Raw genomic sequence first — 14,078 nt, 5'->3', positions numbered from 1 at the left:
GCAGCAGCGCACAGGCACCCGCACGCAGATGCGCTTCGAGGGGTTCGCTGTTTGCCCTGGCCAGCCAGGGCGCCGCCAGCAGCGCGGCGGTCACCATACGTCTGTTCATGCCTGTGTGAGCTTTCAGCCACCCAAAAGTTTCTGCTCGGCGATGGCCAGCGCGGCCGGCTTGCCCGATAGCACCAGGGTGTCGCCGCCTTCGAGCAGCGTTTCGTCCAGGGCCTCCAGCGCTTTTCCGCTGCTGCGCCGCAGGCTGACGACGCGCACGCCTGCCGCTGGCAGCGCCAGCCGGCCCAGCGGCTTGCCCACGCATTTGATGCCCAGTGGCAGGGTCACCGTGGAAAGGCGATCTTGCTCGATGTCGTTGATGGTGTCGTCGTCTGCGCCACGGAAGTAGCCGCGCAGCAGGTTGTAGCGGGCATCGCGCTGGTCCTGCACCATACGGATCACGCGGCGCATGGGCACGCCCACCAGCGCCAGCGCATGGCTGGCCAGCATCAGGCTGCCCTCAATCGCCTCGGGCACGACTTCTGTGGCGCCAGCGGTCCGCAGTTTTTCAAGGTCATGGTCATCCACCGTGCGCACGATCACGGGCACCGTGGGCGCATGGGCACGCGTATTGGCCAGTACCTTGAGAGCGCTGGCCGTGTCCAGATAGGTCACCACCACGGCGCTGGCGCGCGCGAGGCCCGCTGCAATCAGGGACTGCAGCCGCACCGCATCGCCAAACACCACTGAATCGCCAGCGGCTGCAGCCTGGCGCACCCGGTCGGGGTCAAGATCCAGCGCCATGTAGGGAATGCCTTCGCTTTCCAGCATGCGGCCCAGGTTCTGACCGCAGCGGCCGTAGCCACAAATGATCACATGCTTGTCGACGTTGATGGACTTGCGCGCAATCGTGGTCATTTGCAATGACTGCTGCAGCCATTCACTGGAAACCAGCTTCATCACAATCTGGTTGCTGTACATGATGATGAAGGGCGTCGCCAGCATCGACAGCACCATGCTGGCCAGAATGGGATTGAGCAGCGCCGGTGGAACAAGGTTGTTGCCCTGCGCCAGCGTCAGCAACACAAAGCCGAACTCGCCGGCCTGCGCCAGGTACAGACCGGTGCGCAAGGACACGCCGCCGGTGCCCCCCAGCGCGCGCGCCAGCAACGCGACCATCACCAGTTTGAACAGAACCGGCAGCGTCACCAGCAGCATCACCATCGGCCAGTGCCGCGCCACTTCGCGCCAGTCCAGCATCATGCCGATGCTGATGAAAAACAGGCCCAGCAGGACATCGTGAAAAGGCCGGATGTCGGTTTCAACCTGGTGCTTGAATTCGGTTTCTGAAATCAGCATGCCGGCAATGAAAGCGCCAAGCGCCAGACTCAGTCCGGCCCGCTCGGTCAGCCAGGCCAGCGCCAGCGTCACCAGCAGCAGGTTCAATACAAAAAGTTCTTCGCTTTTGCGCCGTGCCACCAGGGTGAGCCACCAGCGCATGACGCGCTGCCCGCCCGTGAGCAGCAGGCCCACCAGCAGGGTCGCCTTGAGCCCGGCAATTCCCAGTGCCATGAAAAGCTGGTCTGGCGGCGAACCGAGCGCCGGGATCAGCACCAGCAGCGGCACCACGGCCAGGTCCTGGAACAGCAGCACGCCCATCACGCGTTTGCCGTGTTCGGACTCCAGCTCCAGCCGCTCTGACAGCAGTTTGACCACAATCGCCGTGCTGCTCATGGCCATGGCACCGGACAGGGCCAACGTGGTTTGCCAGCCCATCTTCCACAGCGTGGGGGCCAGGCTGGCCAGAAACAGCGAGCCTACCGTGGCCAGCGTCACGGTCAGCACCACCTGGAGCATGCCCAGCCCGAAGACGTGGCGACGCATGGAGCGCAGCTTGGGCAGATTGAATTCGAGCCCGATCACAAACATCAGAAACACCACGCCGAACTCGCCCAGATGGCGCACACCGTCGGAGTTTTGCGACAAAGCCAGCGCATGCGGTCCAATCACCACGCCGACGGCCAGGTAACCCAGCATGGGCGGCAATTTGAGCGAGCGGCAGGCCACCACGCCCAGCACGGCGGCCAGCAGATACAGCAGTGTCAGTTCGAGCGCGCTCATGCGTTGATGGTAGCTGATGGGATTGCGCATTCCGCCCGCATTCTGCCGCCCTTCGCCTCTATAGAATGCAGGCATGAGCTTTGACGCCACCCCCTTTAATGCCGATCAGGCGCTGACGCTTGCACGCAAGACCTTTGAAATAGAAGCCGCTGCTGTGCTGGGACTGGCTGGCCGTGTCGGCGCCGAGTTTGCCGAGGCGGTACGGCTGATGCTGGCATGCCGGGGCCGCGTGGTGGTCATGGGGATGGGTAAAAGCGGGCATATAGGTCGCAAGATTGCCGCCACGCTGGCCTCCACGGGCACGCCGGCCCTGTTTGTGCACCCGGCCGAAGCCAGCCATGGCGATCTGGGCATGATCACCAGCCTGGATCTGGTGCTGGCCATTTCCAACAGTGGCGAGAGCGGGGAACTGACCGCGATTTTGCCGGTGCTGAGCCGGCTTGGGGTGCCGCTCGTTGCCATCACGGGCGGCGCGCAATCGGCGTTGGCCAGACAGGCCCGCGTCACGCTCGACAGCAGCGTGGCCCAAGAGGCCTGTCCCCTGAACCTGGCGCCTACGGCCAGCACCACGGCGCAACTGGCGCTGGGCGATGCGCTGGCCGTGGCGCTGCTCGATGCGCGCGGTTTCAAGGAGGAAGACTTTGCGCGCTCGCACCCGGGCGGTGCGCTGGGCCGCAAGTTGCTGACCCATGTCAGTGACGTGATGCGCAGCGGCGACGCCGTTCCGCAGGTTGGGCTGGAAACCCCTTTTACCGGCATCATGCGCGAGATGAGCGCCAAGGGCCTGGGCGCCACCGCCGTGGTGGATGACCAGCAGCGGGTGCTGGGCATCTTCACGGATGGCGACTTGCGCCGTCTGGTGGAGCAGGGCGTGGACTTGCGCAGCAGCACGGCAGCCGATGTGATGCATGCGCAGCCGCACACCGTGCGTGCTGATTCCCTGGCCGTCGCGGCCGTCGCATTGATGGAGCAGTACAGCATTACCAGCGTGCTGGTGGTTGACGAGGCTGGCGTGCTGTGTGGCGCGCTCAATACCAATGATCTGATGCGGGCCAAGGTGATATGACCCCCACGCTTTTCACGGCGTGTAATGCGCTGCCCCCCGAGGGGGCTGAACTTGCTCGGGGCGGCCCGCCGCTGCGTTCGGAGACCTCCACGCTCTCCACTTCATGTGTTTCGCAGCCGGTGCCGGCGCTGAAACCGTCCTTGAATTTCCCGCCCGAAATGCTGCTGCGCGCGCAAGGCGTGAAAGTGGCATTTTTCGACGTGGATGGCGTGCTGACGGACGGCGGTCTTTACATGTCTGGGGACGGTGAGCAGATCAAGCGTTTCAATACGCTGGACGGCCATGGTCTGAAACTGCTGCAACAAGCGGGCATCACGCCAGCAGTCATCACCGGCCGCGACAGTCCTGCGCTGCGCGCCAGGCTGCGCGCGCTGGGCATCACGCACGCACACTTTGGTACCGAAGACAAGCGCCCCGCCGCCGAGATCACCCTGCAGGCACTGGGACTGGACTGGAGCGAAGCGGCGGCCATGGGCGATGACTGGCCTGACCTGGCGGTGATGCGCCGGGTGGCGATCAGTTGCGCACCGGTCAACGCGCATGTGGAAGTCAGGGCGCAAGCCCATTTCATCACGCAGGCGTCCGGTGGACAGGGCGCCGCGCGCGAGTTCTGCGACTTGCTGCTGGTGGCCAGCGGCAGCTACGCCCGCCTGCTCCACGCCTGCGCGCAATGACCAATGCGCCATCGATTGCCCCGGGCCGCGGCAGCTTGCCATCGCAGCTACAAAACGCCTGGTCCTCGCTCTTGCGCGTATGGGACAGCACGGCCATTTACATGCCATTGCTGATGATGGGCGTGCTGGCGCTGGGGACATACTGGCTGGTGCGCAACACGCCGGTCTTCAATGCACCCGAGGCGGCGACAGAGGCCCGCCACGAGGTGGACTATTTCATGCGAAAGTTCACGGTTAAAAACTATGACGAGGGCGGGCGGCTCAAAACCGAAATCTATGGCGTCGAGGGGCGCCATTTTCCGGATACCGACATTCTTGAAATTGATCAGGTGCGCATCCGAAGCACCAATCCTGAAGGGCATGTCACCGTGGCCACGGCCAATCGGGCTTATGTCAATAGCGATGGCTCGGAGGTCCAGTTGACGGGAAACGCGCGCGTGGTACGCGAGCCCAGCCGGAATGCCGCCGGCAAGGAAACGCCGCGGCTCGAATTTCGCGGGGACTTTCTTCATGCGTTTTTGAACGAGGAGCGTGTCACGTCCCATAAACCCGTGGTGTTGATCCGGGGCAATGACCAGTTCACCGGCGACAGCTTCGCCTATGACAACCTGGACCAGGTGGCTAACCTGAAAGGGCGCGTTCGGGGCGTACTGATGCCGAAATCTGCTGGCGCTGCGAACGGGGCGTTGCCTTCCGCACCGCCAGCCCGTTAGCATGGGTGCTGGTGTGCCGCCCGAACCAAAAGCAGTTTCAGCGCAGCGCCAAAGCCCGGATCCAGCGAGGCGTCTGGTGTTTATCACCGGTGCTTCGAGCGGCATCGGCCAGGCGCTGGCCCTGCGCTACCATGCGGCCGGCTTCAGGCTGGCAATGCTTGCGCGACGAACCGAAGAAGTCCACTTGTGGGCTGACGAAAACGCCATCAGCCCCAGCCGTTATGCAGTCTATAGCGCTGATGTGTCGCATGCCGACAGTATGGTGGCCGCCGGGCAGGCGTGCATCCTGGCCCAGGGCGTACCCGATGTCGTGATTGCCAGCGCCGGTATCAGCATAGGCATGGATACCGCCATCCGGGAGGATGTTGATGTCATGGCCCGGCTATTTGCTGTCAACAACATTGGCATGGCGGCTACGTTTCATCCCTTTGTGGCGGCCATGGTGGCGCGGGGATGCGGTACGCTGGTCGGCATAGGAAGCGTCGCCGGCATACGCGGTCTGCCCGGCCATGGGGCGTATTGTTCCAGCAAGGCTGCGGTGATCAGCTACTGCGAAAGCCTGCGCGGCGAGCTTCGCTCCAGCGGCGTGAAAGTGGTGACGATTTGTCCGGGGTATGTCGACACAGCGCTGACACGGCAAAACCGCTATGCGATGCCGTTTTTGATGCCTGTTGAAACCTTTGCCGACAGGGCTTTTGCGGTCATTCAGGCCGGCCGCAGTTATTGCGTTATTCCGTGGCAAATGGGCGTGGTGGCCAAGTTGCTTCGCCTGCTGCCCAACGGGGTGTTCGACCGTGCCCTGGCAGGCCGCGCCCGCAAGCACCGGCAAGGCCAGCGCTGATTCAGTTCCACCATTTCCAATCGTGTGTGCCTGGCGTTGGCACAGCGGCTGCACAGGCCCACATCACACCAAAAAGCAAAAAGGCTTCAAGAAGTTAATCTTGAAGCCTTTTTTGCACTCCTCAACGTGAAGTTGAAGAAGCTATTTGCACTGGCTGGTCAGCCAGTAGCGAGGGTTTCGCAGGGCTTAGTAGCCGCCGCGTCCACCACCGCCGCCGCCACCGGAACGGCCGCCGCCAGCACCGCCGCCGCCGTACGGGCTACGGAAACCGCCGTCACCGCCGCCGCCACCAGAACGGCCGCCGCCACCGCCACCGCCGTAACCGCCGCCGCCAGAGCGATCGCCACCGCCGCCGTAGCCGCCACCACCGCCGCCGAAGCCGCCGGTACGTGGAGGACGTGCCTCCATCGGACGGGCTTCGTTCACAACAACGCTACGGCCGCCCAAAGGCTGGCCGTTCATGCCGTTAATCGCAGCTTGTGCTTCTGCATCGCTGGCCATTTCGACAAAGCCGAAGCCTTTTGAACGGCCGGTGTCACGCTCCATCATCACTTTGGCGCTGGTCACAGCACCAAATTGACCGAAAGACTGTTGCAGATCTTCGTCGCGCACTGAGTAAGGCAGGTTGCCGACGTATAGTTTGTTGCCCATGAAGGGACTCCTCTAAAACACAATAACAAAAGCGATGGGGTCCCGAAAGCTCAACAAATGTTTAACGTACCGCTGTAGCGCGCGAAACTGACCGATCACCTAACTTGTGCAAGCATGAAAGCTTGCACCCCAATATTATGCGTCAGTTATTGAAAATACAAGTGGCCTTCCTGGCTCTCCAGGCACTGCCAACCCGCATGCGTAACCATTTGGCCACGCTTGATGGTTTTGTTGTTGCGTCGCCTTGAGTGTTGACCGGCAAGCGTCTAAAGGCTGCCAACTAGCCGGCTTTGCATGCACCGCATCCAGACAGTGGGGCATTGGCGATCCATACGAGCACTTTCAACGACAAAAAATCAGGCTTTATCGGGATAAAAGCCAAACTTTAGTGAACGGATAAGAAAAGTTATCGTATTTACGACCACAGGTCAGCTGTGAAGCAAGCGGCCTGGCCGAAATGTCCGCCCAAGCGCCCGGCTTGGGCAGCGTGCCGCGCCCGTCGACTGGTTTTCGGCTGTTCAGCGCGAGGGGCCCCGCGCGTATCGCTTTGAGTAGGTTACAAAAAGTTTCAAATAAGCTGTGCGCATCGGGTCGGGCGGCAACTTGCTACCAGTTGACCTCGCGGTCAGGGGTGGCACCAATGCGATGTATCGATAAATCCGCGCCGTCAAATTCTTCTTCCTGGCTCAAGCGCAGTCCCATGGTGGCCTTGAGCGTGCCATACACGGCAAAACCGGCCAGCAGCGCCCAGCCCACGCCCATGGCGGTACCCATGACTTGCGCGCCCAGGCTCACGCCGCCCAGCCCGCCCAGCGCCTTGCTGCCAAAAATGCCTGCGGCGATGCCGCCCCAGGCGCCGCACAGGCCGTGCAGTGGCCAGACGCCCAAGACATCGTCAATCTTCCACTTGTTCTGCGTCAGTGTGAACATCACGACAAACACCGCGCCCGCCACCCCGCCGGTGACCAGTGCGCCCAGCGGGTGCATCAGGTCTGAACCGGCGCACACGGCGACCAGCCCGGCCAGCGGCCCGTTGTGGACAAAGCCGGGGTCGTTTTTGCCAGCAGCCAGCGCGGCCAGCGTGCCCCCCACCATGGCCATCAGTGAATTAACGGCGACCAGTCCGGAAATCTTGTCTATGGTTTGCGCGCTCATGACGTTGAAGCCAAACCAGCCGATCACCAAAATCCAGGCGCCCAGCGCCAGAAACGGAATGTTGGACGGCGGGTGCGCGGACACGGCACCGTCCTTGCGGTAGCGGTTGCTGCGGGCACCCAGCAAGATCACCGCCGGCAGCGCGAGCCAGCCACCCATCGCATGCACCACCACCGAACCGGCGAAATCATGGAATTCTGCGCCAGTGAGCGACTTGATCCAGGCCTGCACGCCAAAGTGCTGGTTCCAGGCAATGCCCTCGAAAAATGGATAAACAAAACCGACGATGACCGCCGTTGCGATCAATTGAGGATAAAAACGCGCCCGTTCTGCAATGCCGCCTGAAATAATCGCCGGTATCGCCGCCGCAAAGGTCAGCAGGAAAAAGAACCTGACCAGCTCGTAGCCGTTTTTGGCGGCCAATTCCTCGGCGCCCACGAAGAAATGGGTGCCATAGGCCACGCCGTAGCCCACTGCAAAATACACCACGGTCGACACCGAGAAGTCCACGAGTATCTTGACCAGCGCATTGACCTGGTTCTTTTTGCGAACCGTGCCGAGTTCCAGGAAGGCAAATCCGGCGTGCATGGCCAGCACCATGATGCCGCCCAACAGAATGAACAAGGCGTTCGAGCCCTGTTGTAGTGCTTGCATATTGTCCTCTTTGAATGAAATGTGTTGTCTTGGTGCGTTTTTTGGGAAACACGCAGAATGGCACCAAATACAAGCAAGAAATGCGCCGCAAGCGTGCAAGTTGGCATTGACCTTCGCCCGCCGGGGTTGTTGAACGGGCACGAGCCGTTATACTGCAGCCTGTCATTGGGGAGTAGCCTCCCTCCTTCCTGCTCTGGCAGGATTTGAGAGGGGTTTGCGTCAACACACTTGTCTGGCTTTGGGAATATCCCGGGTCAACATGGCGCAAACGGTTTTGACTTGGCGAGACTTTTGACTGCACAGCCTCCGTTCAGGCCGGGGATGTCGTGCAGTCACGGGTTTAATCCGGCCGGAGTCATTGGTTTCATGGAAGCTTTCCTTATCTCTACCGGCATCGTCGCCCTCGCCGAAATGGGCGACAAGACGCAACTGCTTGCGCTCGTGCTGGCCGCGCGGTTTCGAAAACCCTGGCCCATCGTCTTTGGCATCCTGGTGGCCACCATTGCCAACCATGCCATGGCCGGCGCCCTGGGGGCCTGGGTCAATACACTGATCAGCCCGCAAGCCATGCGCTGGATTCTGGGCATCTCCTTCATTGCCATGGCGGTGTGGATGCTGATTCCGGACAAGCTTGACGACGATGACACTGACAACAAGCCGCCCCGCTTTGGCGTGTTCGGCACCACCGTGTTCGTGTTTTTCCTGGCCGAAATGGGCGACAAGACCCAGATTGCAACGGTGATGCTGGCCGCCCGCTACGACGCCTACCTGTGGGTCGTGGCCGGCACCACGCTGGGCATGATGCTGGCCAACGCGCCGGTAGTCTGGCTCGGCAGCCGCGTCACCAAGCTGGTTCCACTGCGGGTGGTGCATATCGTGTCGGCCCTGATCTTCGTCGTGCTGGGCGGGCTGGCGCTGCTGCTGCCAGCCTAGATTGCTATACTGATCGAGCGCCGATTTGTTCAGCTTGCGGGCGCGTAAAAAGTACCGCTAAAGACGATGCACCACGAACCCGGACTCGCCTTTCAGCGATGCCGGGTTTTCTTTTTGCCGCTTTGCTTTTTGTAGTCAGGGTCTTGCCATCGTGTCTTTTGCCTCCGTTCTTGTCGCCACGCCACAGTCCATGCACTTCAGGGACGCGCTGCCCTTGCAGAGCGGCGCCTCGATTCGTGCCTACGACCTGAGCTATGAAACCTACGGCCAGCTCAACGCCGACAAATCCAATGCGGTGCTGATCTGCCACGCGCTCAACGCCTCGCACCATGTGGCCGGCGTCTATCTGGACGAGGCTGGCCAGGTCAAGGACAAGTCCGAAGGCTGGTGGGACACCATGATCGGCCCCGGCAAACCGGTGGACACCAACCAGTTTTTTGTCATCGGCGTGAACAACCTCGGTTCGTGTTTTGGCTCCACCGGGCCGATGCAGATCAACCCCGACACGGGCGAGGTCTACGGCGCTGATTTCCCGGTCGTCACGGTACAGGACTGGGTCAGCGCCCAGGCGCGCTTGCTCGATGCACTGGGCATCCAGACGCTGGCGGCCGTGATGGGCGGCAGCCTGGGCGGCATGCAGGCGCTGGCCTGGACGCTGCAATACCCGGACCGTGTGCGCCACGCCGTGGTGGTGGCCAGCGCGCCCAACCTGACGGCCGAAAACATTGCCTTCAACGAAGTCGCGCGCCGCGCCATCGTGACCGACCCCGACTTTCACGCCGGGCATTTTTACCGGCACGGCGTGTTGCCCAAGCGCGGCCTGCGCATTGCCCGCATGATTGGCCACATCACGTACTTGAGCGATGACGTGATGAACGAAAAGTTTGGCCGCCAGTTGCGCCGCAACGTGGAGGTCGAAGCGGGCGCCAGCGCATTGCACACAGTGAAAAGCGTGGGGGCCTATAAATATTCAACGCAGGACGTCGAGTTCCAGATTGAAAGTTACCTGCGCTACCAGGGCGACAAGTTTGCCGAGTACTTTGACGCCAACACCTACCTGCTGATCACCCGCGCGCTCGACTACTTTGACCCCGCCAGTGAATTCGGCGGCGACCTGAGCCGCGCGCTGGCCCAGGCCACGGCCAAGTTCTTGCTGGTCAGCTTCACCACCGACTGGCGCTTTGCTCCGGCGCGCAGCCGCGAGATCGTCAAGGCGCTGCTCGACAACCAGCGCGATGTCAGTTACGCCGAAATCGACGCGCCGCACGGTCATGATGCCTTTTTGCTAGATGACCCTCGCTACATGGGCGTAGTACGCTCCTATTTCAAGAGCAAGGTGGCGGTATGACCGAACAACCTGAAGTGCACCAGCCTTCACCCGATATGCTGTCGATTGCCCGGTTGGTGCCGCGCGGTGCCCGCGTGCTGGACCTGGGCTGCGGCACTGGCGAGCTGCTCGCCCATTTGATCCGGGACCGCGGCTGCTCGGGCTACGGCGTGGAACTGAATGACGCCAATGTGCAGGCCTGCGTGGCGCGCGGCGTCAACGTGCTGCAACTCAACCTGGAAGAAGGGCTGACGGTGTTTGGCGACCACTCGTTTGACGTGGTGCTGCAGATCGACACGCTGCAGCATCTGCGCAATGCCGAAGTCATGTTGCGCGAAACCGCCCGCGTCGGCCGCATCGGCATCGTCGCCTTTCCCAACTTTGGCCACTGGCCGAACCGGCTGGCGGTGCTGCGCGGCCGCATGCCGGTGACCAAGGTGCTGCCCTACCAGTGGTATGACACACCCAACATCCGCGTCGGCACGCTGCAGGACTTTGAAGCCCTGGCCGTGAAGAACCAACTGCAGGTGCTGGACCGCTTTGGCCTGCAGGACGGCCGGGAAATCCGTTTCATGCCCAACGCGCGTGCCAGCCGCGCGGTGTTCAAGGTCCAGCGGGCGTGAATCCAGGGACTGAAGCCAAGCCGCCGCCCGCCATTCCCTTCGGGGCGGCGTTGCGCTTCTGGCTGCAGCTGGGCTTTATCAGCTTTGGCGGGCCGGCCGGGCAAATCGCCATCATGCACCGCGAGCTGGTCGAAAAGCGCCGCTGGGTGTCTGAAAAGCGCTTTCTGCATGCGCTCAACTTTTGCATGGTGCTGCCCGGCCCCGAGGCGCAGCAGCTTGCCACTTATTTAGGCTGGCTGATGCACCGCAGCTGGGGCGGCGTGGTGGCGGGCAGCCTGTTTTTTCTGCCATCGCTGGCGCTGCTGATAGCGCTGAGCTGGATCTACATGGCCTTTGGCGAGCAGCCGCTGGTGGCCGGGATTTTCTACGGCATCAAGCCGGCGGTGGCGGCGATTGTGCTGCATGCGCTGCACCGCATGGCCAGCAAGTCATTAGGAAATCCGATGCTGGCCCCGGTGCCGTGGGCGATTGCCACTATGAGTTTCATAGCGATCTGGGCGTTCCGGCTGCCTTTTCCGCTGGTCGTACTGGGCGCGATGCTGCTGGGCGCGGTGCTGTCGCGCGTGGCGCCTGGCAGCTTGCTGCATGGCCGTGGCCATGCAACGGGGCTGAGCACCGTGCGCGACGCGGCGCTGATCGACGACGACACGCCCACGCCGCCGCACGCGCAGTTCAAGCGCTCGCGGCTGGCCACGGTGCTGCTGGCGGGCGCGGCGCTCTGGCTGCTGCCCATGGCGGCGCTGTTTTTCAGCGTCGGCTGGAACGGCACGCTGACGCAGATCGGCTGGTTTTTCACCAAGGCCGCGCTGCTGACCTTTGGCGGCGCCTATGCCGTGCTGCCCTATGTCAACCAGGCGGCGGTCGAGCAGTACCAGTGGCTTAGCACCGGGCAGATGATGGACGGCCTGGCGCTGGGCGAAACAACGCCCGGCCCGCTGATCATGGTGGTCGCATTTGTCGGTTTTGTCGCCGGCTGGGTCAAGCAGGTGGCGGGGCCTGACGCGCTGTTTTTAGGGGCTGCGCTGGCCGCCTGCGTGGCGACCTGGTTCACCTTCTTGCCGTCCTTCATCTTCATCCTGGCGGGCGGGCCGTGGGTCGAATCCACGCGTGGCAACCTCAAACTGACCGCGCCGCTCGCGGCGGTAACGGCCGCCGTGGTCGGCGTGATCGCCAATCTTGCGCTGTTTTTTATGGCGGCTGTCGCTTATCCGGCGGGCGCCAAAGGCCTATTTGATGCACAAATAGACGGGGTGGCGCTGGCGTTGGTGGTGGCCGCTGCGCTGGCCTTGTGGCGGCTCAAGTGGGGCGTGATCCAGGTGATTGCCGCGTCGGCCGCCGCCGGGCTGCTGCTGCGCTGGCTGGCCCTGGCGTGACGCGCCACCGGGCGATGCACGTTATGCTGGCGTTGCGATGAATTCCCCAGACGCTACGGCCCTTTCCCTCAAGACCCTGCCGGCACGCGTGGCCGAACGGCTGTTTGGCCCGTGGGTGCGCTGGGTGACCCCGGCCACGCTGCGCGCGGACGCGCTGGCCGGGCTGCTGGGCGCCGTGCTGGTGCTGCCGCAGGGCATTGCCTTTGCCACGCTGGCCGGCCTGCCGCCTGAATACGGCCTGTACACCGCGATTGTTCCGTGCATCATTGCCGCGCTGTTCGGCTCCAGCTGGCATGTCATGTCGGGCCCGACCAACGCCAATTCGCTGGCGCTGTTTGCCATGCTGTCGCCGCTGGCCATCGCCTTCAGCCCAGCCTACATCCAGCTGGCGCTGGCCGTCACCGTGATGGTGGGTTTGTTGCAGTGGCTGATTGGCGCGCTGCGCCTGGGCGTGCTGGCCAATTTCATCTCGCCCGCCGTGCTGTTTGGTTTCACCTCGGGCGCGGCGCTGCTGATTGCCGTGCATGCGCTGCCCGACCTGCTGGGGCTGGCCGCCTCGCCCGGGCACGGTGCGGGCGCCGTGCTGGTGCATGTGCTGACGCAGCTGCCCAACGCGCAGCCGGCGGCGCTGGCCGTGGGCGCCATCACGCTGGGCGTGGCGCTGCTGCTGCGCCGCTTTCGCCGCGACTGGCCCTACATGCTGATCGGGCTGGTGGTGGCCACCGCGCTGGCGTGGTTGTGGAGCCAGTGGGCGGCGGGCGGCACCACGCCGTCATCGGCGCTGCGCACCGTGGGCCACATCGCCACGCCCTGGCCGCGTTTTGAAATGCCGGACATCAGCTGGGCGCAGGCGTCCGAGCTGGTCGGGCTGGCGTTTGCGCTGACCATCGTGGCGCTGGGGCAAGCCATCTCGATTGCCAAGACCGTGGCGCTGCGCTCGGGCCAGCGGATTGACGCCAACCGCGAGTTCCGCGGCCAGGGCCTGTCCAACATCGTGGGCGGTTTTTTCTCATGCTATGTGTCGTGCGGCTCCATGAACCGCTCCATGCCCAACCTGCAAGCCGGTGCACGCACACCGCTGGCCTCGGTGTTTTCAGCGCTGCTGCTGCTGGGGCTGGTGGCTGTCAGCGCGCAGCTGCTGGCGCAAATTCCGATGGCCGCGCTGTCGGCGCTGCTGGTGCTGGTGGCCTTGAGCCTGCTCGACCTGGCGCGCTGGCGCCAGCTGTTCGGCTTGAGCCGCACCGATTTTGGCGTGGCGCTGGCTACTATGGTGGCCACGGTCACGATCCGGCTGGAGATTGCGATCTTGCTGGGCATGCTGCTGTCGCTGATGTCGTTTTTGTACCGTACCTCGCGCCCCGCCATGCGCAGCATGGGCTTTGACGGCCGGGGCCTGGACCGGCAGTTTGTGGTGATCGACACCCCGGACGATCCCGAAGAGCCGCCGCATCAAACCCTGCCTGAATGCCCGCAACTCAAGCTGCTGCGCATGGAGGGCGAGGTCTATTTCGGCGCCACCCAGCATGTGGCCGACATCCTGCACGCGCTGCGCAGCCAGCCCAATCCGCAAAAGCATTTGCTGGTCATGGCCAAGAGCATGAACTTCATCGACCTGGCCGGCGCAGAACTGTGGGCCGCCGAGCTGGCCGCGCGCCGCGCCATGGGCGGCAACCTGTACTTCCACCGGCCCCGGCCCGAGGTGATCCGCATGTGGCGCAAGACCGGCTTTACCGCCTTGCTCGGCACCGAGCACCAGTTTCCCGACAAGTTCACCGCCATTTCCACCATTTTCGGCAAGCTCGATCCCGAAATTTGCCGGCATTGCACTGCCCGCATTTTCTGGGAATGCAAGACGGCACCGGGCGCCGACGACCCCGCAAACCAGCCCACAGCCTGAGTCACCCCGCGCGGCGAAAGGTCAGGTTGATGCGCTGCCGCCCGAGCCGGGCGTGATCGCCG

12 protein-coding genes and 1 riboswitch are annotated in these 14,078 nt (G+C 63.2%); of the genes, 9 read left to right on the top strand and 3 right to left on the bottom strand.

Features of this window, described 5'->3' with window-relative positions; translation table 11 throughout:
• Positions 1 to 123 precede the first annotated feature (123 nt).
• Positions 124 to 2,109 carry a monovalent cation:proton antiporter family protein gene (locus tag IV091_RS10535; protein WP_293468419.1) on the bottom strand — a complete coding sequence of 662 codons (1,986 nt, stop codon included), beginning with the start codon at positions 2,107 to 2,109 and terminating at the stop codon, positions 124 to 126.
• A 73-nt stretch (positions 2,110 to 2,182) separates the two neighbouring features.
• Here IV091_RS10535 and IV091_RS10530 point away from each other — a divergent pair, with 73 nt between their 5' ends.
• The 4 genes from IV091_RS10530 to IV091_RS10515 all read left to right on the top strand — a co-directional run bounded on the left by IV091_RS10530 (position 2,183) and on the right by IV091_RS10515 (position 5,403).
• The gene (locus IV091_RS10530) at positions 2,183 to 3,175 is read left to right on the top strand and encodes a KpsF/GutQ family sugar-phosphate isomerase (RefSeq protein WP_293468417.1); all 993 of its coding nucleotides are present in this window, start codon (positions 2,183 to 2,185) and stop codon (positions 3,173 to 3,175) included.
• 158 nt (positions 3,176 to 3,333) lie between these two features.
• Entirely contained in the window at positions 3,334 to 3,849 is a 516-nt protein-coding gene (locus tag IV091_RS10525) for an HAD hydrolase family protein (RefSeq protein ID WP_293468429.1), read from the top strand.
• Complete coding sequence (gene lptC, locus IV091_RS10520) at positions 3,846 to 4,562, top strand: LPS export ABC transporter periplasmic protein LptC (protein ID WP_293468416.1); 717 nt, start codon at positions 3,846 to 3,848, stop codon at positions 4,560 to 4,562. The genes IV091_RS10525 and lptC overlap by 4 nt, the downstream gene beginning before the upstream one ends.
• Before the next feature lie 76 nt (positions 4,563 to 4,638).
• Positions 4,639 to 5,403, top strand: a complete 765-nt coding sequence (locus IV091_RS10515) for an SDR family oxidoreductase (protein WP_293468414.1) — start codon at positions 4,639 to 4,641, stop codon at positions 5,401 to 5,403.
• A gap of 186 nt (positions 5,404 to 5,589) precedes the next feature.
• Here IV091_RS10515 and IV091_RS10510 read toward each other — a convergent pair whose 3' ends face one another.
• Complete coding sequence (locus tag IV091_RS10510) at positions 5,590 to 6,054, bottom strand: RNA-binding protein (protein ID WP_293468412.1); 465 nt, start codon at positions 6,052 to 6,054, stop codon at positions 5,590 to 5,592.
• A gap of 606 nt (positions 6,055 to 6,660) precedes the next feature.
• Complete coding sequence (locus IV091_RS10505; protein ID WP_293468410.1) at positions 6,661 to 7,863, bottom strand: ammonium transporter; 1,203 nt, start codon at positions 7,861 to 7,863, stop codon at positions 6,661 to 6,663.
• A 155-nt stretch (positions 7,864 to 8,018) separates the two neighbouring features.
• A riboswitch (yybP-ykoY riboswitch) is annotated at positions 8,019 to 8,223 on the top strand.
• Between the two features lie 6 nt (positions 8,224 to 8,229).
• On the opposite strand from IV091_RS10505, the gene IV091_RS10500 reads away from it, so the two are divergent.
• The 5 genes from IV091_RS10500 to IV091_RS10480 all read left to right on the top strand — a co-directional run bounded on the left by IV091_RS10500 (position 8,230) and on the right by IV091_RS10480 (position 14,016).
• Positions 8,230 to 8,796, top strand: coding sequence for a TMEM165/GDT1 family protein (locus IV091_RS10500; protein WP_293468408.1), 567 nt, complete (start codon positions 8,230 to 8,232; stop codon positions 8,794 to 8,796).
• A gap of 151 nt (positions 8,797 to 8,947) precedes the next feature.
• Positions 8,948 to 10,144: a homoserine O-acetyltransferase gene (locus tag IV091_RS10495; protein ID WP_293468406.1), complete on the top strand. Its 1,197-nt coding sequence runs from the start codon at positions 8,948 to 8,950 to the stop codon at positions 10,142 to 10,144.
• A complete protein-coding gene (gene metW, locus IV091_RS10490) occupies positions 10,141 to 10,746 on the top strand; it encodes a methionine biosynthesis protein MetW (protein WP_293468404.1) in 606 nt (201 codons plus the stop codon). Before IV091_RS10495 ends, metW begins: the two co-directional genes overlap by 4 nt.
• A complete protein-coding gene (gene chrA, locus IV091_RS10485; RefSeq protein ID WP_293468402.1) occupies positions 10,743 to 12,119 on the top strand; it encodes a chromate efflux transporter in 1,377 nt (458 codons plus the stop codon). The genes metW and chrA overlap by 4 nt, the downstream gene beginning before the upstream one ends.
• Positions 12,120 to 12,156: 37 nt before the next feature.
• Positions 12,157 to 14,016 carry a SulP family inorganic anion transporter gene (locus tag IV091_RS10480; RefSeq protein ID WP_293468400.1) on the top strand — a complete coding sequence of 620 codons (1,860 nt, stop codon included), beginning with the start codon at positions 12,157 to 12,159 and terminating at the stop codon, positions 14,014 to 14,016.
• The last annotated feature ends 62 nt before the right edge of the window (positions 14,017 to 14,078 follow it).

It is taken from the genome of Polaromonas sp., assembly GCF_018780625.1.
Classification (GTDB): Bacteria; Pseudomonadota; Gammaproteobacteria; order Burkholderiales; family Burkholderiaceae_C; genus Polaromonas.
The sequence above is the reverse complement of the archived record's forward strand: the minus strand, read 5'-3'. Positions and strand labels throughout refer to the sequence as shown.